Genomic DNA, 25,099 nt, shown 5'->3' with positions numbered 1-25,099 from the left:
GGCCGCCGGGGTGCCGCGGGGGCCAACCGTCTCCCGGGTCAGGGCCGTTCGGCCCATGAGGCGCGGGGGACCGCCCGGGCCATGGCGCGGGTCCCTCGACCCCTGCCGGTGGCGGGGCGGGGCGCCCACGCTCGGGAGGACGGACGGTAAGAACTGTCCGGCGCCCAGGTGCGTGGAGGGGACCATGGAGAGCACGTCGTTCGACGCCGAGGCCCTGGAGACCTGTTTTTCCGCAGCAGTGTCCGCGCCCTCGATCCACAACGCCCAGCCGTGGCGTTTCCGGCTGGACTGCGACACCGTGACGTTCGAGGTCCGCGCCGCTCCCGAACGGGGCCTGCGGCTGGTGGACCCCACCGGCCGCGCTCTGCTCCTGTCGGTCGGGGCCTGCGTGTTCAACCTGCGGGTCGCCCTCGACCACTTCGGCTGGGTACCGGTCACCCGCCTGCTGCCCCGCCCCGATGACCCCGGCCTGCTCGCCACCGTCCGGCCCGCCCGGCCCACCGCCCGAGAGGGCCAGGTGCTCGGCGTCGACCTGTACGAGGCGATCTGGCGCCGCCACAGCAGCCGATTCCCGTTTTCCGGGTCTTCGCTGCCCGTGGGAGTACGCACCGAACTCGAAGCGGCAGCGCGTGGGGAAGGTGCCGCGCTGTCCTTCTGCGAGGGTGCGCAAAGGGGCCGGATGCTGCGTCTGACGGCCGAGGCGGAACATCGCAACCGGCTCGACGCGGACCGGGCGGCCGAGACCCGCCACTGGGTCCACCTGGACCGGGGACCGGTCCCGGACGTGGGCCTGCCCTGGAACGTGCTGGGCCCGCAGGACCGGTGGGGGCGGCTCCCGCTGCGCGACTTCACCGCACAGCGGCGCCCCGAGCGGCTCTCCGCACGGTCCTTCGAGGTGGATCCGGTCGTCGCCCTGCTGGCCACCGGCCACGACCGTCGCGTCGACTGGCTGCGCGCCGGACAGGCGCTGGAGCATGTGTGGCTTCTCGCGACGGCGTACGGCTTGCGGATGTCCCTGATGCATCAGGCTGTGGAGTGGCGGGACCTGAGAGGTGCCCTGCGCGTCGCCGGCGGCGGTGCGCATCCCCAACTGCTCATGCGCCTCGGGTACGGCCCGGAAGGCCCCGCCACTCCGCGCCGGGCGGCAGGTCGGGCCCCGGGGCGGACCGCTCGGGCCGGGGATCGCCCGCCGCGCCGCCCGAGCCGGCCGTACAGGCGGGACGGTCTGTGACCGATGCGGTGGGCACGTCAGGGGGCCAGCTCGGCAGCACGTCGAAGAGGCCGGCCAGGCCCGTGCAGCGCAGGATGCGCAGGAAAAGGGCGTTGTCGCTGATCAGCCGCAGTCGGCCGTGACCGGCCCGCGCGCGGTTGCGTGCCCGGCACAGGACGCTCAGCCCGGCGCAGTCGATGAAGGCGACGGGGCGCAGATCGAGCAGCAGGTCGGAATACGGGCTCTCGGTCAGTGCGTCCAGGCGTGCGGTGAGCCGCGGTGCCGCGAGGATGTCGATCTCGCCTTGCAGGGTCACGAGGGTCGGCCCGCCGATGACGCGCTGCGCACGGTACGGCGTGGACCTCGTGGGGCTGTTGGTCATGACAAGAGGAAAGCGGGGCCGCGCGGGTGCGTGGAAGGGCTGTTCGGTCCCTGCCGGACGGTCCGACAGGGCCCGTGTGCCCCCTGCGGTGGCCAGGTCTGCGGGCCGGACGGCCCAAGCGCGGCCGACGCCCACTGGAGAAGCTGGATCCAGGGGGCGGCACACGGCCCTGGGCCACGAGGCGGTCGGCGAGATGGTGGAGGCCGGCAGCGATGTGGGCCGTACGGCCCGGCGACCGGGTGCTGGTCTCCTGCGTCACCGCATGCTCGGCGGGGCGTCGCACGACGAGGTCGCTGTCCCGAAGCCCTGACGGGGCGAACTGCCCGGTGGCGTCGCGTCGGTCGGCCCGGTCAGGAAGCGAACGGGCCCTGCATCAGGGGCCGTTCGGCGTTCTGGGTGGGCCTGTTGGCGGCTGCCGACAGGGGCGTCGCACGACGACCATCGTCCGTGGAGCCGGTGCCCGTGTGGGGCGGCGGCGTCCCCAACCGATTCTTTCAGAAGGGGGAGGCAGCCATGACCCGCCATCACGTGGTCGTCGGAGTGGACGGCTCACTGGTGTCCATGAGGGCACTGGACTGGGCCGCGGCGGAAGCCGTACGGCGTGGCATCTCGCTGCGTGTGCTGTACGCGGTGGCGGACCGGGACGAAGCCCCACCGGTCCTGCGCTCCGCCGTGTGGCGCGTGCGTCAGCGGCATCCGGGACTTCCGGTGGCGACAGCCGCCGTGGAAAGTGGTGCGGCGCGTGCTCTGGCGTGTGCGAGCGCCGACGCGGATGTGACCGTGGTGGGGACGGCGGGTCTTGGCGCGGTGGCCGGCACGGCACTCGGCGCGGTGAGCACGAGGTTGCCCGGGCTCACCCAGGGCCCGCTGCTGCTCGTACGGGGGGACCACCCGTACGGCGACGGGCGGGACGTGGTGCTGGGGCTGGCGGAGGGGACGGGCGCGGAGGTGGCGGAGTACGCCTTCCAGGAGGCCGAGCGGCGCGGTGCCAGGCTGTGCGTCGTGCACGCGCCGAGCCGTCGGCACGCCACCTCCCGGGCCTCGTCCGTGGCTGTGCGCGGCGGGAGCCAGGAAAGCCCAGGGCACGGTGCCCGGATGGAGGAGGCGTTGGCGCGCCGGTTCCTCACCCGACTGCGGGACCGGCACCCGGATGTCGTGGTGCGGACGTCAACGGTCCGCAGCACCCCCGCACAGGCGCTGGTGGCGGCCGGCGGGGAGGCCGCCGTGGTCGTCATCGGTGCCCGCCGCCGTTCGATCCTGCCGGTGCGCCGGGGCCCGGTCCTGCGCCGTCTGCTGCGCCGCGCGAACTGCCCGGTGACCGTGGTCCCGTACCGCTGAGGCCGTTCAGCGCAACGGGCTGGGTCCGTCGGCCGTGAGACGGATTCCGGTGATCAGGTCGGGGTGGATACGAACGGCGTGGTCCATGGGCTGTGTCCCCCACGGGCGCAGCAGCGCCCGGTAGCGGGCCACCTCCTGTGCGTCGGTGACCAGCCGGGCGTAGCCGGTGACGACCACGCTCCAGCCGAGGTGGGTGTCGGGGTCGATGTCGTCGGCCTCGTAGGCGACGACCGCCCCTTGGTCCCCGGTCTGGCGGGTGTATCGGGTCAGCGAGGCGTCACCGTGGGTGCGGATGACGATGTCGCCCTCGACCAGGACGTGGTTGACGGGGCGGACGGTCGGCAGCGCGTGCTGGGTGAAGACGATCCGGCCCAGGGACACGCTGCCCAGGAGCCGCAGCGCCGCGTCGCTGTCCAGTGGGACGCTTCGGTGCCCTTGCGAGCTGTTCGTCAGGTCGTAGAAGCCAGTCATGGCAGCATCCGTAGGGTCGGGTCACTCGCCGTTCTCTGTCCGTCCTGGGCGGGCCGATCCGGCCTCACCGCGCCGGAGGGGCACCGCGGGGGATCGGCGCCGCTCCTGTGGTCAGTGTCGGCCGGGCGGCGCCGTCCACGTAGGTGCCGAACGTCCCTGTCGGGGGGCCGGGTGTCCCCTGAGCCGAGGGTGGGGCACCGGTGGTGCGCGTAACTCCGCTTCGCACATCCTGCGGACGGCGTCCCGGCGCGTGTGTGCCGAGCCGCCGCCCCACAGGTTCATGCCGTGTGGCGGTTCTGTGGGGTGCTCGGGGAGCCTGCGCCGGGACGGATGGGTCGCCCGGCGCCGCGCCACGGCGGGGTGCTCGTGCGGTGGCCGTTGTCCCAAGCGTGGACGGTCTTGTCGATCCGGCGGTGGAGGCGGTCCTGGAGCCGGTCGACGACCTCGGCGCCGGTGGCTTCCTCGGCCGTGGCGATCACTTGGTGACCGCCGACGTAGAGGTCTGCCGTGGCCGACCAGGGGCGGGCCGCGTGGTGGGCCGTGGCGCGTACGATGCGGACCTCACCGGTGACGGCGGGCAGGCCGGCTCTGCTCACCAGGACGTCGATCTTCGTACGGGCGTACGTCAGGGTCTGCTCGTCCACGGGGCCGTCGGAGCGCAGCCGGACCGCGGTCGCCGGTTCGGTGTGGTCGGTGGTCATGGGGTTTCTCCTTCGGGAGGCCGGATGGGTTCGGTGCGCTTCAGGAAATGGTGTCGGGCAGCCACAGGTCGGGGCCGAAGACCTCGTAGCGGATGCGGAGTGCGGGGACCCCGGCGCTTCGTAGCTGTGCGCGTACCGCTCGCATGAAGGGGAGCGGGCCGCACAGGAAGACCGTGGCGTCGTCCGGGAGTTCCATGCCTTCCAGATTCATCAGGCCGGTGCGGGAGTCGGGTTCCTCCGGGTCGGGGTGCTCGTACCAGAAGAGGGCGCGGGCTCCGGGCAGTTGGCCGACGAGGTCGTGGGTCTCGGCGCGCAGGGCATGCTCGGCGGGGGAGCGGTCGGCGTGCAGGACCAGGACGGGGCGTGTCGATCCCAGGGCGGCGAGGTGGGCCAGTATGCCGGTCATGGGGGTGCAGCCGATGCCCGCGGAGACCAGGACGAGCGGGGTGGCGGCGTCGGCCGGTTCGTCGAGGAAGACGTCGCCGAACGGTGCGGACAGCGTCAGTTCGTCTCCTGGGCTGACGCGGTCGTGCAGCAGGGTGGAGACCTCGCCGTCCGGCTCGCGGGCGTCGCCCGTGACGCGCTTGACGGTGATGCGGCGCAGGTCCTGGCCGGGGTCCGAGGACAGGCTGTACTGGCGCAGTTGGTGGGTCCCGTCGGCCATGCGCACGCGGACGCTCAGGTACTGGCCCGCGCGAGCGCGGGGTGCCGGTTGGCCGTCCGCCGGGCGGAGCAGGAGGGACACGACGTCGGCGGTCTCGGTGCGGCGTTCGACGACCGTTCAGGGCCGCCAGATCTCGCCCGGCCGGACGCCCGCGTCCTGGTAGAGGAGGGCTTCCCGGCTGATCAGGGCGCCGGCCATCAGCCAGTAGACCTCGTCCCAGGCGGCCGCCACGTCCGGGGTGAGTGCGTCGCCGAGGACGTCCGCGATCGCGCCGAACAGGTACTTGTGCACGATCGTGTACTGGTCGTCGGTGACGCCGACGGCGGCGTGCTTGTGCGCGATCCGGGCGAGCAGGGTGTCGGGGCGGGTGTCGGGATTTTCGAGCAGGGCGGTGGCGAAGGCGGCGATCGACCCGGCCAGGGCGCGGCGTTGGGCGCCGTTGGCCTGGTTGCCACGGTTGAACATGCCGTCGAGCAGCTCGGGGCGGTCCCGGAACATCGTGGCGTAGAAGTGGGTGGTGATCTCGTCGAGTGCTCCGGCCACGGTGGGCAGGGTGGCCCGGACGAGGGCGGTGGATTCCGCGGACAGCATGGAGCCTCCAGGAAGCGGGGCGGACGAAGGGGAGTCGCGAGGTGAGAGGGAACCGCGGACGAAGGCGGACTACGGGCGCGGTGGCTGCTCGCGGTCCGGCTGATCCGGTGTGCGGCCGTAGTAGGCCGCGCGCATGAGTGCCTGCATGTCGTCGAGCATCGGCATCCGCGGGTTGGCGGGCGCGCACTGGTCGTCGTAGGCGTTGAGGGCCTGTTGGGGCAGCGCGTCGAGGAAGGCGCGCTCGTCGACGCCGAGGGCCTGGAACGTCGGCTCGATGCCCACGGCGTCACGCAGTCGCTCCACGGCCGAGGCCAGCGACTCGACGCCCTGGGCCGGTGTGGCGGCGGGCAGGGCGAGGGTGCGGGCGATGTCCTGGAAGCGTTCGGGGGCGCGGTAGCTCTCGTACTTGGGCCAGCCGGTCACCTTGCCGGGCACGGTGCCGTTGTAGCGGATGACGTGCGGCAGCAGGACCGCGTTCGTGCGCCCGTGCGCGATGTGGAAGGTGGCACCGAGGGTGTGGGACATCGCGTGCACGATGCCGAGGAAGGCGTTGCCGAAGGCCATGCCCGCGATGGTGCCGGCGTTGTGCATCTTCTCCCGGGCCCGGGGCCGGGCGGCGCGGTCGTTCACCGCCGCCTCGATGTTGTCGAAGATCAGCCGGATGGCGTGCAGGGCCGGGCCGTCGGTGAAGTCGTTGGCGTAGACCGACACGTACGCCTCGATGGCGTGGGTCAGGGCGTCGAAGCCGCTGTCGGCGGCCAGCGCGCGGGGCAGCGCGGTGGTGAGCAGCGGGTCGATGATGGCCACGCTGGGGGTGAGCGCGTAGTCGGCCAGCGGGTACTTCTTGCCGGTGGCGGGGTCCGAGATGACGGCGAACGGGGTCACCTCCGCACCGGTGCCGGAAGTGGTGGGCACACACACGAGCCGCGCGAGCTTGCCCAGGACGGGGAAGCGGAAGGCGCGCTTGCGGATGTCGGAGAACTTGTGCCGCATGTCGGCGAAGTCGACGTCCTTGCCCTGGGCCTGCTGCTCGTAGAGCAGCCACATCACCTTGGCCGCGTCCATGGGGGAGCCGCCGCCGAGCGCGATGATGGTGTCCGGGCGGAAGTCGCCCATCAGACGGGCCCCACGGCGGACCGAGTCGATGCTGGGTTCGGGCTCGACGCTGTCGATGACCTGGATGGTGACCGGCTCCTGGCGTTGTCGCAGCACGCGCTGGACCCGGTCGACGAGTCCGAGGCGGGTCATCGTCGCGTCGGTGACGACGGTGACCCGGTGGATGTCGGGCATGTCGGCGAGGTAGCGGATGGCCTGCGGCTCGAAGTAGATCTTCGGGGGGACCTTGAACCACTGCAGGTTGTTGCGGCGCACCGAGACGCGCTTGATGTTCAGGAGCTGGGCGGCGGAGACATTGTTCGATACCGATGTGCTGCCCCAGGAGCCGCATCCCAGCGTCAGTGACGGCATCAGGCTGTTGTAGATGCCGCCGATCGCGCCTTGGGAGGAGGGGGCGTTGACGATGATCCGGACGGTCTTCATGCGCTTGCCGTACGCCTCGGCGAGCGCGCTGTCCTCGGTGTGGATGACGGCGCTGTGGCCCTCCCCGTGGAAGGCGACCATGTCCGCGGCCAGGTCGAAGGCACGCTGCGGGGAGTCGGCTCGCAGGACGGCGAGGACGGGGCAGAGCTTTTCCCGGGTCAGTGGCTCCTGGGGGCCGACGCGGTCGGCCTCGACCAGGATGAGTGAGGTGTCGTCGGGTACGGAGAAGCCGGCCTGCTCGGCGATCCAGGCCGGGCTGCGGCCGACGGCCGCGGAGTTGACCTTGGGTGCGCAGCCCGCGCCCGTGGCGCCCACGGGGAAGAGGAACGCCGCCAGTTTCTCCTTCTCCTCGGCGGTCGCCAGATGGGCGTGCAGGGTGCGGAATTCGGCCAGGGCCGCGTCGTAGATCTCCTTGTCGAGGATGACGGCCTGTTCGGAGGCGCAGATCATGCCGTTGTCGAACGACTTGGACAGCATCAGGTCGTTGACGGCCCGGCGCAGTTCGGCGCTCTTGTGCACGTACGCGGGGACGTTGCCGGCGCCCACCCCCAGAGCGGGCTTGCCGGCCGAGTAGGCGGCCTTCACCATGGCGTTGCCGCCGGTGGCGAGGATGAGGGAGACGCCGGGGTGCCGCATCAGGGCGCCGGTCGCCTCGACGGAGGGGGTCTCGATCCACTGCACACAGTGCTCGGGCGCGCCCGCGGCGAGCGCCGCGTCGCGGACGAGGCGTGCCGCCTGTGCGCTGCAGCGCTGCGCGGAGGGGTGGAAGGCGAACACGATGGGGTTGCGGGTCTTGAGCGCCATCAGCGCCTTGAAGATGGTGGTGGAGGTGGGGTTGGTGACGGGGGTGACCGCGCAGACCACACCGACGGGCTCGGCGATCTCGATCATGTCCTCGATGTCGTCGCGGGCGACGACGCCGACCGTCTTCATCGGGCTCATGCTGTGGGTGACGTGCTCGCAGGCGAACATGTTCTTGGCGGCCTTGTCCTCGACGACGCCGCGTCCGGTCTCCTCCACCGCGAGCCGCGCGAGTGCGGTGTGCTGGTCCAGGGCGGCGACCGAGGCCTTGTTCACGATGTGGTCGACCTGCTCCTGATCGAGCGTCTCGTAGTCGGCGAGCGCCTTGAGCGCGTTGGCCACCAGTCGGTCCACCGCGATGGCGATGTCGGTCGGTGCGTCGACGGCCTCGGCGGTCGCGGTCGGGTTGTCGTGGCGGGTCATGAGGGCGGGCCTCCGTGATCGAGAGGGCTGCGCCGCGGTGGCGGCGGCGAACGGCGCGGCACTGAAGGGGCTCGGTGCCGCTTCCACCAGCAGCCTCCCTCGTCAGTGGTGCCCGCCCCCAGGTTCCGTTGGTCCCGCTGAGGGGCCGAGTGGCCCCGGGGCCGGGTGGACGTTCAGCCCGTTGACGACGCCGACCACCCCGTCCACCCGGTACGCCAGCCGGATCGCCGACGGGATGTCGGCGCGCTGCTCCACGGACCCCTGGAGCGTGACCATGCCGTCCCGGACCGAGACGTTCACCTCGTGGGTCGGCAGGCCCAGGGCGTGGGTCGCCACCGCGTCGAGGATCTCCTGGCGGATCTCGTCGTCCGTACGCAGGAAGACGCGCAGCAGGTCCCGCCGGGTGGCGATGCCGATGAGCCGGTCCTCCTCGTCGACGACCGGGAGACGCTCGACGCCGTGGCGTTCCATCACCCGCGCGGCATCCGTGATCCGCTGTTCCGGGTGCACGGTGACCGCGGGTGTCGACATGAGCTCCTGCGCCGTGCGGGCGGCGGTGCGACGGGCGGAGCGACGGCGCGGTGGAGCCAGGCGGAAGCGTCGTGCCGGCAGGTCCGTGGAACGGACCGCCTGATGGTGGATCAGATCCGTCTCGGAGATCACCCCGACGACCTTGTCGTCCTCGTCCACGACGGGCAGCCCGCTGATGCGATGCCGGTCCAGCAGCCGTACCAGGTCCTTGAACGGTGTCTCGGGGTGCGCCTCGACGACCTCGCGGGTCATCACCTCACCGATGATGCGGGCCATGTCACCCACTCCTTCCTCGTCCGCTGTCGGGGCCGGCCCGACCCGCGGAGCTGTGGTCCGGCGGATGCGTCCCGTCCGGCCTCGGTACGAGGCTCCAGGCTGCCTCCCCGGCCCTCGTCGGGGCAGGGGCCGAGCCGTCCTGGGAAGGGGGCCGACCCGCCCGCGCCGCGACGGCCGGGCGGCCGTCGCGGCGCGGGTACAAGGTCCCGGTCGCACCTCTACCGGGTGTCGCTCGTCGCCGTCCCGGCGAGCGCGGCCCGTCCGGCCTCCAGGCGTGCCACGGGGACGCGGTAGGGCGAGCAGGAGACGTAGTCGAGGCCCGCGGCGTGGAAGAAGTGCACGGAGTCGGGGTCCCCGCCGTGTTCCCCGCAGACGCCGATCTTCAGCTCCGGCCGGGTGGCACGGCCCTCGTCGACCGCGATCCGCACCAGGCGGCCGACTCCCGCCCGGTCGAGCGTCTCGAACGGCGAGGTGGTGAAGATGCCTTTGTCGAGGTAGGCGGAGAAGAACGCGGCCTCGACGTCGTCGCGGGAGAAGCCCCACGTGGTCTGGGTCAGGTCGTTGGTGCCGAAGGAGAAGAACTGCGCCTCCTCGGCGATCCGTCCCGCCGTGAGCGCGGCGCGGGGCAGCTCGATCATGGTGCCGACCGGGCACCGCACCTGGATGCCGGACTCCGTGGACACCTCGGCGAGGACGCGTTCCACCTCCTCTCGTTCGATGCGCAGTTCCTCGACGGCGCCGACCAGCGGCACCATGATCTCCGCCCTGGGAGTGCCGTTGGCCCTGGTACGTTGCACGACCGCTTCGGCGATGGCACGCACCTGCATGGCGACCAGTCCCGGGACGATCAGGCCCAGGCGGACACCGCGCAGGCCGAGCATCGGGTTCTCCTCGTGCATGCGGTTGACGGCGTCGAGCAGTGCGGTGTCGTGCGGATCGGGTGCCGCGCCCCGGGCCTGGGCGGTGGCGATGCGAACGGCGAGATCGGTGCGGTCGGGCAGGAACTCGTGCAGGGGCGGGTCGATGAGCCGGATGGTGACGGGCAGGCCGTCCATCGCCTCCAGGATGCCGATGAAGTCCTGTCGCTGAAGGGGCAGCAGGGCGCCGAGCGCCTGCTCGCGCTCGGTCTCGTCGCGGGCCAGGATCATCGCCTCGACCAGCCTGCGGCGTTCGCCGAGGAACATGTGCTCGGTGCGGCACAGCCCGATGCCCTGCGCGCCGAAGCGCCGGGCCCGGGCGGCGTCCTCGGGGGTGTCGGCGTTCGCCCGCACTTCCAGACGCCGCACCTCGTCGGCGCGCTCCATGGCGCGGGCCACGGCGTCGACCGTTCCGGCGGGCCGCTCGCCCGTCTCGAAGTACCGCATCACCGCGGAGTCCACGAGCGCGGCGGCGCCCAGGTACACGGCGCCCGCGGAGCCGTCGACGGAGATGAGCGTGCCCTCCTCGACGACGGTGTCGCCCACGGTGAAGCGGCGTGCGGCGGAGTCCACGCCCAGGTGCTCGGCGCCGCACACGCACACGGTGCCCATGCCGCGGGCTACCACGGCGGCGTGGCTGGTCTTGCCACCGCGACTGGTGACTACCGCCTGTGCGGCGATCATGCCCGGCAGGTCCTCGGGGTGGTCTCCTGGCGTACGAGGACGACCTTCTCGCCGGCGGCGGCGCGGCGTACGGCCTCGGCCGAGTCGAAGACCGCGGCGCCCACGGCCGCACCCGGTGACGCCGGGACGCCGTGTACGAGGGGCTCACCGACGGCCGCGGCGTCGAACCGGGGGAACATCAGCCGGGCGAGGCCGTTCCCGTCGACCCGGGCCAGGCCTTCGTCGCGGGTGATGAGGTCCTCCTCGACGAGTTCGGTGGCGATGGTGAACGCGGCTTCGGCGGTGCGTTTGCCCACTCGGGTCTGCAGCATCCACAGGTGGCCGCGCTCGATGGTGAACTCGATGTCGCACAGGTCCCGGTAGTGGGTTTCCAGCGTCCGCATGTGCCCGCGCAGTTGCTCGTACGCGTGTGGGTCCATCTCCTTGAGGGCGGTCAGCGGGACGGTGTTGCGGATGCCCGCGACGACGTCCTCGCCCTGTGCGTTGGACAGGTAGTCGCCGTAGGGGCCCGGTCGGCCGGTGGCCGGGTCACGGGTGAAGGCGACGCCGCTGCCGGAGTCGGGGCCGAGGTTGCCGAAGACCATGGTCTGCACGGTGACCGCGGTGCCCAGGTCGTCGGGGATGTGCTCGCGGCGGCGGTAGACCCGTGCCCGCTCGCCCCTCCAGCTCTCGAAGACGGCGAGGACGGCCCGGTGCAGCTGCTCCTCGGGGGACTGCGGGAAGCGCGTGCCGGTCTCGCGGAGGATCAGGTCCTTGAACGCCCCGACGAGGCCGGACAGATCCGTCGCGGTCAGGCCCAGGTCGTCCGCGGCGCCCCGGGCCCGTTTGAGGGCGGACAGGGTGCTCTCGAAGAGCGCTCCGTCGACCCCCATGACCGTACTTCCGAACATCTGCACGAGTCGCCGGTAGGAGTCCCAGGCGAAGCGTTCGTTTCCGGATGTCTTCATCAGGCCCAGGACGGAGTCGTCGTTCAGGCCGATGTCGAGGATCGTGTCCATCATCCCGGGCATCGAGAAGCGGGCGCCGGAACGGACGGACAGCAGCAGCGGGTCGTCGGGCTGCCCCAGGCGCCGCCCCGTGGCCCGTTCCAGGGCGGCCAGGTGCAGGGTGATCTCGCGGGCCAGCCCGTCGGGCTCGGCGCCGGTGGCGAGGAAGGCGCGGCAGGCCTCGGTGGTCGCGGTGAAGCCCGGCGGGACGGGCAGTCCCAGCCGGGTCATCTCGGCCAGGTTCGCGCCCTTGCCGCCGAGCAGGTCGGCCAGGTCACGGCCGCCTTCCGCGAAGTCGTACACGTAACGGACCATGGCGCCGGTCTCCTCCGTCGTCGTTCGGTGGGCTTCGGGCTGCGTACAGCTCCAGCGTCGGGCCGCGGGGGCCCCGGGCGCAGGTGCTGTCGGTCCCCGCCCCAGGGCCGATCGGCCCAAAGCCAGGAGAGGACGTTATTGACGCGTGGACGGGGGTACTCGAATAGATTCGCTGTTGCCTCGGACGACGAGCCGATACCGTGGCAGATGACAGGACGCTGGGGGCCTGTGTGTCGAGCGGACCTGGAGGATCGCAGGTGGGAAGCCCCGAGGAGGCCCGGGTCCGGCTGCCGCAGCTGAGGCTGGATGAGCTGCTGGAGGAGTTGCAGGCCCGCCTCGATGCTGCGCGGGGGACCCGTGACCGGGTGCACAGCCTGCTGGAGGCAGTGCTGTCGGTGGGCCGTGAGCTCGATCTGGAGCAGGTGCTGGGCAGGATCGTCGAGGCCGCGGCGGTGCTCGTCGACGCCGAGTACGCGGCGCTGGGTGTGATCGGCCCGGACGGCAGAAGTCTGTCCGCGTTCCACACGGTGGGGATCAGCGAGGAGCAGATCGCCCGGATCGGCCCCTATCCGGAGGGGCACGGCATTCTGGGTGAGCTGATCCGGCATCCTGAGCCGCTGCGGCTGGCGAAGATCTCCGAGCACCCCTCCTCCTACGGCTTCCCGGCCCACCACCCGCCGATGAACACCTTCCTCGGCGTGCCCATCCGGGTGCGCGACCAGATCTTCGGGAATCTGTATCTGACGGAGAAGCGCGGCGGTGCCCAGTTCGACGAGGAGGATGTGTCGGTCACGCTCACGCTCGCCGTCGCGGCGGGCGTCGCCATCGACAACGCCCGGCTGTACGAGGAGTCGCGGCTGCGCGAGCGCTGGCTGCAGGCGAACGCGGAGATCACGCACCGGCTGATGTCGGGTGATCCGAGCAGCGAGGTCCTGGTGGTGATCGCCGAGCGGGCGGGAGAGATCACGGGTTCGGCGCTCGCGGCGGTGGCGCTGCCGATGGAGGACAGCGGGTCGCTGGCGGTGGAGATCGCGGTGGGGATGGACGCTGAGGCGCATCGGGGGCTGATCCTGCCCATGGACAAGAGCCTGATGGGGCTGGCGTTCTCCAGCGCCACGCCGGTGACGAGCACGGACATCGGTCAGGATGAGCGGATCTCCCCGGAGCCTCCCCGCTTCGGGGGACTCGGCCCCGCCGTCGCCGTGCCCATCGGCACGGGCGAGACGGGTGCGCGAGGCGTGGTGCTGCTGGCGCGCAAGGCCGGTCGGCCGGTGTTCACGGCGAACGAGACCGGGACCCTTCAGGCGTTCGCCGCGCAGGCCGCCGTGGCGATGGAGCTGGCGGAGCGCCGCCGGGACGCCGAGGAGGTGGCGGTACTCAAGGACCGTGACCGTATCGCCCGGGACCTGCACGACCTGGCGATCCAGCGGCTGTTCGCCACCGGTATGACCTTGCAGAGCGTCGGCCGTTTCATCGAGCACGGTGAGGCGGGCGAGCGGGTCGCGCGCGCGGTCGACGACCTGGACGAGACCATCAAGCTGATCAGGTCGGCGATCTTCGGCCTGCGCACCCGCGACGGCAAGGGCGAGGCGGGGCTGCGGGCGCGCGCCGTACGGGTGGTGGGGGAGGCGGCGCCGATGCTGGGCTTCGCGCCCAGCCTGCGGATGGAAGGCCTGCTGGACACCGACGTCCCCAAGGAGATCGCCGACCACCTGGTGGCGGTGCTCTCCGAATCCCTGACCAACATCGTCCGCCATGCCCAGGCGTCCCTGGCCGAGGTCGTCCTGGTGACCGATGGGCGGGAGGTACGGCTGTCGGTCACCGACAACGGTGTGGGTATCCCGTCCGGCGGCCGCCGCAGTGGCCTGCGCAACCTGGCGGAGCGGGCCGAGCAGTTGGGCGGCCGCCTGGAGCTGGGCGAAGGCCGGGACGGCGGGACCGCGTTGGTGTGGCAGGCGCCGTTGCGCAAGCCGTAGGCCGTGTGACCGTCGGCCGTTGACGGCCAGTGCGGGTTCCCACTCGGTACGGCCTGTGGGGTTTCCCGCGGTGCGGTGAGGGCCGTCCCCTGCTCCCAGGCAACAAACCGGCAGTCCCGAACAGCCGCAAAACCCCCCTCTCGGCGTGCGGCCTCCCTTTGGCAGACGGACCATGAAGCCAATGAGCGGAGAAGCCGTGATCAAGGAGAACCCCGCCCCGCCCCCGGGCGATCTGGTCGTGCTGAGCAACGTCAACAAACACTTCGGCGACCTGCATGTCCTCCAGGACATCGATCTGACCATCGCCCGGGGTGAGGTGGTCGTGGTCATCGGGCCGTCCGGGGGCGGGAAGTCCACCCTGTGCCGCGCCATCAACCGCCTGGAGACCATCGACTCCGGTGAGATCGTCATCGATGGGAAACCCCTGCCCGCCGAAGGCCGCGAGCTGGCCGCGCTGCGGGCCGATGTGGGCATGGTCTTCCAGTCCTTCAACCTCTTCGCGCACAAGACCGTGCTGCACAACGTGACGCTCGGCCAGGTCAAGGTGCGTAAGAAGGACACGAAGGCCGCCGAGGAGAGGGCGCGCCAACTGCTCGACCGGGTGGGTGTCGCCTCCCAGGCGGAGAAGTACCCCGCGCAGCTCTCCGGTGGCCAGCAGCAGCGCGTCGCGATCGCCAGAGCGCTGGCCATGGATCCGAAGATCATGCTCTTCGACGAGCCGACCTCTGCGCTCGATCCCGAGATGATCAACGAGGTGCTGGAAGTGATGCAGCAGCTCGCCCATGACGGAATGACCATGGTCGTCGTCACCCACGAGATGGGATTCGCTCGTTCGGCCGCCAACCGCGTGGTGTTCATGGCGGATGGCCGCATCGTGGAGGAGACGACGCCCACTCAGTTCTTCAGCAACCCGAGCAGCGAGCGGGCCAAAGATTTCCTGTCGAAGATCCTTCACCACTGATCCCGGGCCCTTGAGCACTAGGAATGATCATCATGAAGTTTCAGAAGGTCACTGTCGCGGCCGCCACTGCGCTCGTGCTGTCCCTGACCGCCGCAGGCTGCAGCTCGGACGACGGCGGCGACAAGAGCTCGGGCGGCAAGAAGGTCACCATCGGGATCAAGTTCGACCAGCCGGGCATCGGTCTGAAGACCCCTGACGGCAAGTACACGGGCTTCGACGTCGACGTGGCCACGTACGTCGCCAAGGAGCTCGGCCACGAGCCGGGCGACATCGTGTGGAAGGAAGCCAAGAGCGCCGACCGCGAGACGCTGCTCCAGCGTGGCGATGTGGACTTCATCGCCGCCTCGTACTCGATCACCCCCAAGCGCGCGGAGAAGGTCGACTTCGCCGGCCCCTACCTCCTTGCGCACCAGGACGTCCTGATCCGGGCGGACGACGACTCCATCAAGAAGCCCGAGGACCTGAACAACAAGAAGCTCTGTTCTGTCACCGGCTCGACCTCGGCGCAGAACGTCAAGACGAAGATCGCGCCGAAGGCTCAGCTGCAGGAGTACGGCGGCTACTCGGAATGCCTGACCGGGCTGGAGAACAAGGTCATCGACGCCCTGACCACCGACAACTCGATCCTCGCGGGGTATGCCGCGCAGCCCGAGTTCAAGGGCAAGTTCAAGCTCGGCGGCTTCAAGATGAGCAATGAGAACTACGGCATCGGCGTCAAGAAGGGCAGCGACCTCAAGGCGCAGATCAACACCGCCCTGGAGAAGATGGTCAAGGACGGCGCCTGGGCCGCGGCCGTCCAGAAGAACTTCGGTCCGGCCAACTTCCAGAGCGGGCCCGCCCCCAAGATCGGCGTCGTCGTCAGCTGAAGCGGGTGACCCACGGACGGCGCGCCGCCCTCGCGGCGGCGCGCCTCGCCCTTCACTCACGCGGAAGGCCGGGAGACCGTGTTCGATTTTCTTGAGGGCTACGACCTGCTGGGAGCCTTCTGGGTGACGGTGCAGCTCACCTTCTACTCCGCCGTCGGCGCTCTGATCTGGGGAACGATGCTGGCTGCCATGCGCGTCAGCCCGGTGCCCCTGATGCGTGGTTTCGGCACCGCCTACGTCAACGTGGTCCGGAACATCCCCCTCACCGTGATCATCGTCTTCACCTCGCTGGGCCTGTTCCAGACGCTCGGCGTCACGCTCGGCGCCGACGACTTCACGACGATCAACTTCCGGCTCGCCGTGCTCGGTCTGATCGCCTACACCTCGTCGTTCGTCTGCGAGGCGCTGCGGTCCGGCATCAACACGGTGCCCGTCGGCCAGATGGAGGCGGCGCGTGCCATCGGCCTGAGCTTTCCCCAGGTGTTGCGGCTCATCGTCCTTCCGCAGGCCTTCCGTTCCGTGGTGGGCCCGCTGGCGAACGTGCTGATCGCCCTGACCAAGAACACCACGGTGGCCGCCGCGATCGGTGTCGCCGAGGCTGCGGCGCTGATGCGGGAAATGATCGAGAACGAGGCTCAGCTCATCCTCATTTCCGCCATCTTCGCGTTCGGGTTCATCTGCCTCACCCTCCCGACCGGACTGTTCCTCGGCTGGGTGGCCAAGAAGGTGTCGGTCAAGCGATGAGATCCTCGTCCCCCCTGTACGACGCCCCGGGGCCGCGTGCCAAACGGCACAACGTCCTGCTCACGGTGGTGTTCCTGATCGCCCTCGCCGCCCTGATCTGGTGGGTGGCCCGGAGTCTCGCCGACAAGAACCAGCTCGAATGGGTCAAGTGGCGGCCCTTCTTCACGGATTCCCGCGCCTGGCAGACGTACCTCCTGCCGGGGCTCAAGAACACGCTGATCGCCGCCTCGCTCGCCATGGTCATCGCGCTGCCGCTCGGAGCGCTGTTCGGCATCGCCCGGCTCTCGGACCACTGGTGGGTGCGGGGTGTGGCCGGCACCGTCGTGGAGTTCTTCCGTGCCATCCCGGTGCTGATCCTGATGCTGTTCGCGAACGCGGCGTACTCCGAGTACACCGATGTCAGTTCCGACACCCGGCCGCTGTACGCCGTGGTCACCGGCCTCGTCCTCTACAACGCCTCCGTGCTCGCGGAGATCGTACGAGCGGGAATCGTGTCCCTCCCTCGGGGCCAGACCGACGCGGCCAAGGCGATCGGGATGCGCAAGAACCAGGTCATGCGCCACGTGCTGCTGCCGCAGTCGGTCACCGCGATGCTGCCGGCGATCGTCAGTCAGCTGGTGGTCATCGTGAAGGACACCGCGCTGGGCGGTGCGCTCCTTGGCTTCTCCGAGCTGCTGGCGTCGGTCCGCCCGATGAGTGCGAACTACGGTGCGAACACCATTGCCAGCTTCACCGTCGTCGCGGTGGTCTTCGTCGTACTGAACTTCGCGCTCACGTCTTTCGCGAGCTGGCTGGAAGGCAGGCTGAGGCGCGGCAAGAGGTCCACCGGCGCGGTGGTCACCGCGGACGCCGTCGACCAGTTGGCGACACCGGGCGAGCACGCGAGCCATGACGATCTCGGCGGAGCGGGCGGCACCTCCGGCAAGTGACGGCCGCGCCCGTCCCGGCATGACCCAGGCCCCGGGTCACAGCGCCTTGAGTGTCTTACGGGTGTGCGAATGGCCGCTCGATGGGATGGCTTCTGGGCTTCCCGGACGCTCCGCCTACGCGTTTTGAGGCCGCTTCCCTCTTACGCGGTGTCGGGAGGTTCCCGACACGAGCGGGACGGAAGAGGGGGAGACCACGGTGCTCACACTCTGGGGATGGGCGTGCCTGGCGACCGGTGCCGGCGCCGCGGCCGGGATCGCGGCACGTGCCTATGCCTATGGGGTCCGCGAGGTGGTCCGGCGTGAAACGCTGAGGGTGGTGCTGGACCAACTCTCCAGTGGCGGAGGTTCTGTTGAGGTCACCGACCAGGACGGGGTCTCGTGGGCCGTGCGGCTTCCCGACAACGAGCAGGACTGAATCTCCGGACATTTTTCCGAGGAGGAGTTCGACGCGGTGTACCGAGAGTGGTTTCCGCGGCTGCTCGCCAGAGTCTCCCTGGTGTGTGGTGCCCAGCGCGCTTTGGCGTACGACGCCGTGCAAGAAGCATTCATCGCGTGCTGGTGCCGTATGAACGACCCCGATGGCGCCCCGGTGCGGAGCTGGGGTGCGTGGCTCACCACGACCGCGGTACGGAAAGCGTTCGACTTGTGCGAGCGCCACTCGGGCACCGCTCTCGTCGACGACATCGAGCGGCCGGGGCGTGGCCCGGACCCGGCCGAACTCATGGATGTGAAGGAAGGCTTCCTCCGGGTATGCGCAGCGATCGCGGATCTCCCCGGTAGTCAGCGCGAGGTGATGGTGCTCTCCTACTTGGCCGACTTGTCCACTGCCGACATCGCCGAGAGGCTGGGGATCGAGGCGTCGACTGTGCGCAAGCACCGGAGCGAGGCACGGCGGAAACTCGGACCGCTCGCGGTCGAACTCAAGCAGTTGGGTCTGTTCGGCGGAGGCGGAGAGGGAGGAGAACTCCAGTGACGAAGCAGCAGCAGGAGCGATCTGATTCTCCTCAGCCGGCGGAGGATGCCCCGGTCCCGGACATGCTGCGCGCGACCGAGACGGCGCTGGCGCAGACCGTGTCACCGGCGGAAACGGAAGCATCCCTGGCTTCGCTCAAGGAACGGCTCCGGCATGAGGCGACAACTTCTGAGACTCTTGCGGACCACGCTGCCGTGGATGCGGCAGTCACCTCGACCGCTCAGACCTACGTACAGCAGCAGACGGCCCGGACCGCGGTGCTGGGCGCCACCGCGCTCGGCGTGCAGTCGTCGACGTCACTGGCTGTAGGCGGCAGCGGGCGGCCGCCCGCTTCCTCGACGCTCGACGAGCTGTGGCGGGCGTACAAGGCGACGGCGGACGAGCGGCTGCGCGAGCAGCTGATCCTGCACTATTCGCCGCTGGTCAAGTACGTGGCAGGGCGCGTGAGCGTCGGTCTGCCGTCGCACGTGGAGCAGGCGGACTTCGTCGTCTCCGGGATCTTCGGTCTCATCGACGCGATCGAGAAGTACGACGTCGACCGCGAGGTCAGGTTCGAGACGTACGCGATCACCCGGATCCGGGGCGCGATGCTCGACGAACTGCGGGCGCTGGACCGGCTCCCGCGGTCCGTGCGGCAGAAGGCGAGCAGTGTCGAGCAGGCGTACGCGACGCTGGAGGCGCGGTTGCGGCGGACGCCGACGGAGGCGGAGGTCGCCGGTGAACTCGGGATCGCGGTGGACGAACTCCACAAGGTGTTCAGCCAGTTGTCGCTGGCCAACGTGGCGGCGCTGGAGGGTCTGCTGTACGCCGGGGGGAGGGCGGCGAGGACCGCGAACTGGGGCGGTTCCTGGCGCAGGCCATCAATACGCTGCCCGAGCGGGAGAAGACTGTCGTGACGCTGTACTACTACGAGGGGCTCACGCTGGCTGAGATCGGGAACGTACTGGGGGTGACCGAGAGCCGGGTGAGCCAGATCTATACGAAGTCAGTGCTGCAGTTGCGGGCGAAGCTCGCAAGCTTCGGCACTGAAGAGCGTTGACGCCACTGGATGCAGCTGGGGGATCGGAGTCGGGCGTTCTCAGCCCTGAAGGCGTTGGTCGTAGTCCAGTTGGTGCGCCCGGATCTCATCCGCGTTGTTGACCGTCCAGTCGTACAACCGGCCGAAGGGCTCCCGCAGGGATTCGCCGAGTGGGGTGAGGGAGTACTCGACCCCGACCGGCGAGGTCGGCAGCACGCGACGCACGATCATGCCGTTGCGTTCCAGGCGGCGCAGGGTCTGGGTCAAGACCCGCTGGGTCACGCCCTCAAGGCGGCGCTTGATCTCGTTGAACCGAGTGGGTTTGTCGAGGACTGCCATCACCATCATCGACCACTTGTCCGCGATCTGGTCGAGGATCGGGCGGCTGGGGCAGTCGGCCCGGTAGACGGTGCCGATGCCGGTGTCGGCACCGGTGTCGGCACCGGTTCGAGAGATGGCCATGTCGGTATCCTCCGTGATCCTTGCGATGCCGAAAGTGCGTTATTGACGCCGGTCGCCCACCAACGCACTGTGAGTATGCATCAGGAACCTAGATGCATACCAGGTACCGATCGGAGATCCCCATGAACCACGACGCCTACGCGACGCTGCGGGTGAGTCGCGAGGACGGCATCGTCCGCGTCACTCTCGACAACACACCCGTGAACGTCCTGAACGTGGCCCTGATGAGCGAACTGCGGCACCTGTTGACCGCGTTGAGGAACGACGAGTCGGTCCGGGTGATCGTGTTCGACAGCGCCAACCCGGAGTTCTTCATCGCCCATGTCGACATGACGCTCGTGGACACGCCGGATGCCTTCGACGAGCTCGCGGCCGACCTTCCCGACTGCGTCAACGTCTTCCAGGCCCTGGGGGAGTTGCTCCGGCACCAGCCTCAGGTGACCATCGTCAAGCTTGCCGGGACGGCGCGCGGCGGAGGGGCCGAGTTCGTCGCGGCCGCGGACATGGCGTTCGCGGCGATCGGGCGCGCCGGGATCGGCCAGATCGAGGCGCTCATGGGCATCGTCCCCGGTGGAGGAGGCACGCAGTACCTCGCCGGCCGGGTCGGCCGCAATCGCGCCCTGGAGGTGGTGCTGAGTGCCGACTTGTACGACGCCGAAACCGCGGAGCGCTACGGCTGGGTCAACCGGGCCGTCCCCGCCGGTGAGCTCGACGACCTCGTCGATCGCCTCGCCCGTAACATCGCCGCGCTGCCCGAGGGTGTGATCGCGGCGGCCAAGGGCGCCCTTGTCCCCGAGGACCTGGCCGAGGGTCTCCTGCGGGAACACGACGCCTGGGCCGGCCAGTTCGTTCGCCCCGCGGCCGAGCGGTTGATCCGAGGCGGACTGGCCCATGGTGCCCAGACCCCCGCTGGCGAGCGCGATCTGGAGGGCCTGCTCCGGGGACTGGCGGGATAGGAACCGGACGAGGCCGCCGGCATTCACCCGGGGGGCCTCAACTGAGGGTGCTGAGCGTGCTGTTGTGACGGTTCCGGTCGCGTGGCCGTACGGCACCGACCGCGGCCACGGCCCAGCCCGCCACCCACAGCACGCCCACCGCCAGAGCCGCCACCGCCGTCGCCATGTGGGGTGGTGTCTCTCCCAAGCCTGGGGCCACCCCCGCTGCCCGCGCGCCGAAACCGATGACGCCCGCCCAGACCATCGCGATGCCCGTCCAGGAAACGGCGAGTGCGGCCCAGCGGACGGAGCGGAGGGTCGGCGGACGGACGAGCAGCAGGGCGACGAATGCCATCAACAGACCGAGGCCCGCGTTGCCCAGCTGCGCGGCCGCGACATCGGAGACTTCGGTGTAGGCCTTCGGCGGGGCGGGGAAGCCGGGCATGCCCAACTCACCGTCCCGCGCGAGGTCGACCTTGCTCACGGTGTAGGCAAGCGCGCCGGCGCACGCGGCAAGTGCGGAGATCTGCTGTCTCCTGGAAGTTCCGGTCATGCCGCCATCGTGCAGCAGGGCCTGGCACCACCACCTCCTGCCCAAGTCCCACCTCTGCTCCCCCGGATGGGGGAGGGGAGCGGCAGGTTGACGTCCGCGGGTGGGGCCGGGGATGGGGTACTGGAGTGTCAGATGGGGTACTGGAGTGTCAGGAGGCCGATGTGTTCGAGGTCCTCGTCGCGTCCGGGACATTCGGCCGCCGGGCGAGCAGCACGCTGGCGACGATGATCCACAGCCCCGATACGAGGAAGGCGAAGAAGCCGACCCAGGGGATGCACATCAGCACGCCGAGGGCGATTCCGGCCCAGCCCAGCCAGCGCGGCAAGGGGGTTCCGCTGCGCGCCGTGTCCAGTCCGGCGGCGAGCACCATGACGCCGATTCCGGCGACGAAGGGAATGAAGAGGTCTGTGCCGATGGCATTCAAGGCCTGGAGGGCCGGACCGCTGACTTTCTGCTCATCACTTGCGTCGATCAGCGCGAGCGTCACGCCCGATGCGACCCAGAAACCGCTGGCCGACAATATCCCTCCGGCAAAGGCGACCTGGGGCAGCCAGCCGTGCTGGTCGGACTCGGCGAGGTGGTGCCGAAGGCTACCGGCGAAGAAGACCAGAAAGACTCCCGCCAAGACCAACAGGTAGAGGGAAACCGCCTGCTGTGTGTCGTGCTCCTGGAAGAACATTTTGACCTGCGGCCCGGAATCACCGACGTCCGGCGTATCGCCACCCACACCGAAAGCGACGGCGATCAGAACAACGGCCACCAGGCCGGTCAAGGGTCCGAGACGCATCGGAATCCTCCGATCCGGGCATTCGGATACTGCTTTTAGCGTTCCACGCAACACGAGAACCGGCAACTCGCACCCGCCATCGTCAAGGGCGGTGGGTGGCCCGGTAGTGGGTGGGTGGGGTGCCGCGGTGCCGGGTGAAGGTGCGGGAGAAGGCGAATTCCGAGGTGTAGCCGACCGTGTTGGCGATGCGGGTGACGGAGTCGTTGGTCTCACGGAGCCTTCGTGCCGCGATCTCCAGGCGCCAGCGTGTGAGGTATGCCAGTGGCGGTTCGCCGACGAGGCGGGTGAAGCGGCGGGACAGGGTGGCTCGGGATACGCCGACCTCGCGGGCCAGCTTGTCCACGGTCCATGCCCGGCCGGGTTCCTCGTGGATGAGGGAGACCGCGGCGGCGACTTCGGGGTCGCGCAGGGCCGTCCACCAGGCGGCGCCGTCGTCGTTCGAGGTGTCGCGCAGTGCCGCCCACTCGCGCAGGATGTGGACGAACAAAACGTCGACCAGCCGGTCGGTGATGGTCTGAGAGCCCGGTGCCGGGTCCGCCAGTTCGGCGGTCATCATGCGCAGCGTCTCGGTGAGGTCGTGCCGACGCGCCGAGGGGTCGGCGCGCAGCAGCAGCACGGGCGGCAGCGCCAGCAGGGGGTGGGAGGCGTGGGTTAGCCGCCGCAGACGACGCGGGTCTGGGGTCCGGGGCCGGGGAAGTCGATGGGGCTGGCCGGTCCGCCGTGGTGCCCCCGGGTGACGTCGTCGAACCGGATCGTCGGGCCCGTCGGGGCACCGGCCATCGCGTGGCCCGTCCCGGCCGGGAGCAGGACGACATCGCCCGCCATCAGGGGGAGTGGTTCGGCGCCCGGGCGGCGCAGCCAGCAGGTGCCTTGGGTGACGTGGTGGAAGGTGGCAGTGGGCAGGTGGGGGAACTCGATCCCCCATGGCCCGGAGGCGTGCACCCTGGCGGTGACGGTGCCGCCGATTTTCGTCGCGGACAGCACGTCGGCGAGGACATCCATACCCGCACACTACATACGTTGAGACGAACAGCTAGGAATATGGGCTGGACAGGCATGGAACAGCTCAGCAGTGCGGGCATAGCGTCGAAGCCATGGCACACACCACAGTCATCCCGGTCCCGGTCATGGGCAGGCGGAACGTCAACGCGTACCTGCTGCTGGGACGCCGCGCCGTTCTGGTCGACACCGGTATCCCGGGCAGCGGTGCGAAGATCCTTGCGCGGATCGCCGAGCACGGCATCGGTCCTGGCGACGTCTCGGCGATCGTCATCACCCACGCCCACATCGACCACTTCGGATCCGCCGCGGAACTGCGCCGGGCCACCGGCGCCCCGGTGCTCGCGCACATCGCGGATCTCGGTCCCTACACGACCGGCCGGATCCGGGAGCCCTACCTTCCCACCGGGCGGTTCGGCCGCTTCCTGGACCGCCTGGACGCCTTCCACGAGCAGGCGGAGCCGTTCCGCCCGGACCTGCTGATCGACGGCGCCACCGCACTGCACGAGCACGGCGTCGACGCCCGGATCATGCCCACCCCGGGGCACACCGCCGGGTCGATATCGGTGCTCACCGACGAAGGCGACCTCGTCGCGGGCGACTTGATCGCCACGTCGTTCCTCGGCATGGCCCGCCGAAGGCCGGCCAACCCGCCTTTCCACGACGACCCGGTCGCCAACCTGGCCAGCCTGCGCGCCATGCTCGCGCTCAAGCCCAGCACGCTGCACGTCGGCCACGGCGGGCCGCTTGACCCCGCACGTGTGGAGCGCTGGGCCGCCAGGGAGCAGCACCGGCTGGAGAAGCTCGACGCACGCGGTCGACTGCGTACGAGGGCGGAAGTGTGCGGTACCGCAGAGAAGCCGACGAACGCTGAGCAGGGAGGGGTGGGCGGCGGCTGCTGAAGTTCCGGCGAGGTTCAGGACCTGCCTGTGAACCCATCTGCGCCCCGACGCCTGGCACGAACAGGCGGCGCCCGCTCACGTCCCGGACGGCCGCGGCTGCTCCGGCGGCACCGAGCTCTCGGCGGCTGCCATCCACTGGTCCAAGTCGGCCTGGGTGAACTCTGTCCACGGCGGGATCTCGGGGAGCTGCCGGAGAAGTCGGTAAGCCTCAGGGATCTGGGGACCGCGCAGGACAGGGCAGTGGCAACCGGCGATGACCTCGGCGTTCAGGTGTTGGAAGTCGGCGACGACCGTCCCGAACTTTTGGGCGTCCAGCAGGGCGACCCATGGGGAGACCAGCCTGCCGCCGAAAAACTGGCCGTCGCGGAACTCGTCCGGCGACAGCGCTGCGGTTTCGGGTATAGGGGTAGGCACGTTCGTGGCGAAGGTGTCGACGGCCCACAGGACGTTGGTCTTCCGGTCGAAGAGAGCGCGGGTCGTGGGGTTGTCGTACAGGGGTGGTCGTTTGGCGACCAAGGTGCGATCGCCCGCGTCGATCGTGTCGCCGTCTGTCATGAAGCGGCACCGGTTGATGGGGGTCTCCCACTCCTCGGCCATGCGACCGAGGGAGAACCACGTGGTCAGCAGGGTCGCGTTCGGGCACTCGGCGAGGACCGCCAGGAGGTTGCCGGCGTGGTCGCGGTCGTCGTGGGTGAGGAAGATCCACCGTACGTCCAGAGGATCCACGACGGACCAGGCTGCCTCCAGCCATTGGGCGCGCACCGCGGGCGCTCCGGTGTCCACGAGGATCGGTTCGGCTCCTCGGATCACCATCGAGTTCATCGGAAAGTGGCCGACCGGCGGGGCCTCAAGGGCCCACGGGATGACGAACGTCTCCTCGGCGATCTTGTACGGCTGCAGAAGGTTGAACGTGTCCGTAGTTGTCATTGCTGATCTCCCTAGGCGCGGTCGCCGCAGGGTCCCTACTCCAGTGCAGCCCCGTGCCGGGCTATCGTCAACCGCAGCACTCGTAGTGGTCGGCGGTCGGCTCCGGACAGAGGGGCCGGCATGAACACCGCCACCTCACCCAAGAGTGCCTGGCGCCCGGACCTTGGGGGGTGGCGATACCTGGAGTTGGGGCCCCGGACCTGCGCGTTGCGAGGCAGGGTGGTAAGCCATACTGAGG

The 25,099-nt window shown here is 70.0% G+C and carries 21 protein-coding genes and 4 pseudogenes; 12 read left to right on the top strand and 13 right to left on the bottom strand.

The genetic code is table 11. From position 1 onward, the window contains the following. Positions 1-184: 184 nt before the first annotated feature. The gene (locus BX283_RS03060; protein WP_257581827.1) at positions 185-1,231 is read left to right on the top strand and encodes a hypothetical protein; all 1,047 of its coding nucleotides are present in this window, start codon (positions 185-187) and stop codon (positions 1,229-1,231) included. Between the two features lie 43 nt (positions 1,232-1,274). On the opposite strand, the pseudogene BX283_RS03055 reads toward BX283_RS03060, so the two are convergent. Continuing rightward, positions 1,275-1,592: pseudogene (locus tag BX283_RS03055) on the bottom strand (STAS domain-containing protein); the annotation flags it as partial. A gap of 513 nt (positions 1,593-2,105) precedes the next feature. Here BX283_RS03055 and BX283_RS03050 point away from each other — a divergent pair. After that, positions 2,106-2,930, top strand: a complete 825-nt coding sequence (locus BX283_RS03050) for a universal stress protein (RefSeq protein WP_180357024.1) — start codon at positions 2,106-2,108, stop codon at positions 2,928-2,930. A gap of 6 nt (positions 2,931-2,936) precedes the next feature. Here the strand turns inward: BX283_RS03050 and BX283_RS03045 are convergent, their stop codons facing one another. The 6 genes and pseudogenes from BX283_RS03045 to ppdK form a co-directional block, all read right to left on the bottom strand. Further along, positions 2,937-3,401, bottom strand: coding sequence for a pyridoxamine 5'-phosphate oxidase family protein (locus BX283_RS03045; RefSeq protein WP_101386116.1), 465 nt, complete (start codon positions 3,399-3,401; stop codon positions 2,937-2,939). Between the two features lie 278 nt (positions 3,402-3,679). After that, positions 3,680-4,102, bottom strand: a complete 423-nt coding sequence (locus tag BX283_RS03040) for a hypothetical protein (protein WP_101386115.1) — start codon at positions 4,100-4,102, stop codon at positions 3,680-3,682. 40 nt (positions 4,103-4,142) lie between these two features. After that, a pseudogene (locus BX283_RS03035) lies at positions 4,143-5,357 on the bottom strand (globin domain-containing protein). 69 nt (positions 5,358-5,426) lie between these two features. Next, entirely contained in the window at positions 5,427-8,120 is a 2,694-nt protein-coding gene (gene adhE, locus BX283_RS03030) for a bifunctional acetaldehyde-CoA/alcohol dehydrogenase (RefSeq protein ID WP_101386114.1), read from the bottom strand. 102 nt (positions 8,121-8,222) lie between these two features. Next, the gene (locus tag BX283_RS03025) at positions 8,223-8,927 is read right to left on the bottom strand and encodes a CBS domain-containing protein (protein ID WP_101386113.1); all 705 of its coding nucleotides are present in this window, start codon (positions 8,925-8,927) and stop codon (positions 8,223-8,225) included. 218 nt (positions 8,928-9,145) lie between these two features. Then, positions 9,146-11,829, bottom strand: a pseudogene (gene ppdK / locus BX283_RS03020) (pyruvate, phosphate dikinase). Positions 11,830-12,086: 257 nt separating this feature from the next. Here ppdK and BX283_RS03015 point away from each other — a divergent pair. The 8 genes and pseudogenes from BX283_RS03015 (at position 12,087) to BX283_RS02980 (ending at position 19,317) form a co-directional block, all read left to right on the top strand. Further along, entirely contained in the window at positions 12,087-13,805 is a 1,719-nt protein-coding gene (locus tag BX283_RS03015) for a GAF domain-containing protein (RefSeq protein WP_101386112.1), read from the top strand. A gap of 181 nt (positions 13,806-13,986) precedes the next feature. Then, positions 13,987-14,766 (top strand): amino acid ABC transporter ATP-binding protein, encoded by a 780-nt coding sequence (locus BX283_RS03010; protein WP_101386111.1) that lies wholly within the window; start codon positions 13,987-13,989, stop codon positions 14,764-14,766. Between the two features lie 32 nt (positions 14,767-14,798). After that, the gene (locus BX283_RS03005; RefSeq protein ID WP_101392094.1) at positions 14,799-15,632 is read left to right on the top strand and encodes a glutamate ABC transporter substrate-binding protein; all 834 of its coding nucleotides are present in this window, start codon (positions 14,799-14,801) and stop codon (positions 15,630-15,632) included. A gap of 78 nt (positions 15,633-15,710) precedes the next feature. After that, entirely contained in the window at positions 15,711-16,376 is a 666-nt protein-coding gene (locus BX283_RS03000) for an amino acid ABC transporter permease (protein ID WP_101386110.1), read from the top strand. Further along, positions 16,373-17,305: an amino acid ABC transporter permease gene (locus BX283_RS02995; protein ID WP_101386109.1), complete on the top strand. Its 933-nt coding sequence runs from the start codon at positions 16,373-16,375 to the stop codon at positions 17,303-17,305. The genes BX283_RS03000 and BX283_RS02995 overlap by 4 nt, the downstream gene beginning before the upstream one ends. Positions 17,306-17,501: 196 nt before the next feature. Next, a complete protein-coding gene (locus tag BX283_RS02990) occupies positions 17,502-17,720 on the top strand; it encodes a hypothetical protein (protein WP_101386108.1) in 219 nt (72 codons plus the stop codon). Positions 17,721-17,756: 36 nt separating this feature from the next. Next, positions 17,757-18,278: an RNA polymerase sigma factor gene (locus tag BX283_RS02985; RefSeq protein WP_257581821.1), complete on the top strand. Its 522-nt coding sequence runs from the start codon at positions 17,757-17,759 to the stop codon at positions 18,276-18,278. Between the two features lie 257 nt (positions 18,279-18,535). Next, positions 18,536-19,317: pseudogene (locus tag BX283_RS02980) on the top strand (FliA/WhiG family RNA polymerase sigma factor). 39 nt (positions 19,318-19,356) lie between these two features. Here the strand turns inward: BX283_RS02980 and BX283_RS02975 are convergent. After that, complete coding sequence (locus tag BX283_RS02975) at positions 19,357-19,758, bottom strand: helix-turn-helix domain-containing protein (protein ID WP_101386106.1); 402 nt, start codon at positions 19,756-19,758, stop codon at positions 19,357-19,359. Positions 19,759-19,880: 122 nt separating this feature from the next. Here BX283_RS02975 and BX283_RS02970 point away from each other — a divergent pair, with 122 nt between their 5' ends. Then, the gene (locus BX283_RS02970) at positions 19,881-20,714 is read left to right on the top strand and encodes an enoyl-CoA hydratase/isomerase family protein (protein WP_101392093.1); all 834 of its coding nucleotides are present in this window, start codon (positions 19,881-19,883) and stop codon (positions 20,712-20,714) included. Positions 20,715-20,751: 37 nt separating this feature from the next. Here the strand turns inward: BX283_RS02970 and BX283_RS39965 are convergent, their stop codons facing one another. The 4 genes from BX283_RS39965 to BX283_RS41005 all read right to left on the bottom strand — a co-directional run bounded on the left by BX283_RS39965 (position 20,752) and on the right by BX283_RS41005 (position 23,035). Further along, on the bottom strand, positions 20,752-21,246 hold the full coding sequence (locus tag BX283_RS39965; RefSeq protein ID WP_143676362.1) for a hypothetical protein: 495 nt from the start codon (positions 21,244-21,246) through the stop codon (positions 20,752-20,754). A gap of 148 nt (positions 21,247-21,394) precedes the next feature. After that, the gene (locus tag BX283_RS02965) at positions 21,395-22,033 is read right to left on the bottom strand and encodes a hypothetical protein (protein WP_101386105.1); all 639 of its coding nucleotides are present in this window, start codon (positions 22,031-22,033) and stop codon (positions 21,395-21,397) included. Positions 22,034-22,115: 82 nt separating this feature from the next. Further along, positions 22,116-22,697, bottom strand: coding sequence for an AraC family transcriptional regulator (locus BX283_RS41010; RefSeq protein WP_257584227.1), 582 nt, complete (start codon positions 22,695-22,697; stop codon positions 22,116-22,118). Beyond that, positions 22,685-23,035 (bottom strand): cupin domain-containing protein, encoded by a 351-nt coding sequence (locus BX283_RS41005; RefSeq protein ID WP_218976499.1) that lies wholly within the window; start codon positions 23,033-23,035, stop codon positions 22,685-22,687. Before BX283_RS41005 ends, BX283_RS41010 begins: the two co-directional genes overlap by 13 nt. 92 nt (positions 23,036-23,127) lie before the next feature. On the opposite strand from BX283_RS41005, the gene BX283_RS02955 reads away from it, so the two are divergent. After that, positions 23,128-23,934: an MBL fold metallo-hydrolase gene (locus BX283_RS02955; protein ID WP_101386103.1), complete on the top strand. Its 807-nt coding sequence runs from the start codon at positions 23,128-23,130 to the stop codon at positions 23,932-23,934. Between the two features lie 75 nt (positions 23,935-24,009). On the opposite strand, the gene BX283_RS02950 is transcribed toward BX283_RS02955, so the two are convergent. Next, on the bottom strand, positions 24,010-24,861 hold the full coding sequence (locus tag BX283_RS02950) for an MBL fold metallo-hydrolase (protein WP_101386102.1): 852 nt from the start codon (positions 24,859-24,861) through the stop codon (positions 24,010-24,012). Between the last annotated feature and the right edge of the window lie 238 nt (positions 24,862-25,099).

The sequence above is a fragment of the Streptomyces sp. TLI_146 genome (assembly GCF_002846415.1).
Lineage (GTDB): Bacteria > Actinomycetota > Actinomycetes > Streptomycetales > Streptomycetaceae > Streptomyces.
This window is presented reverse-complemented; position numbering and strand designations above follow the sequence as displayed.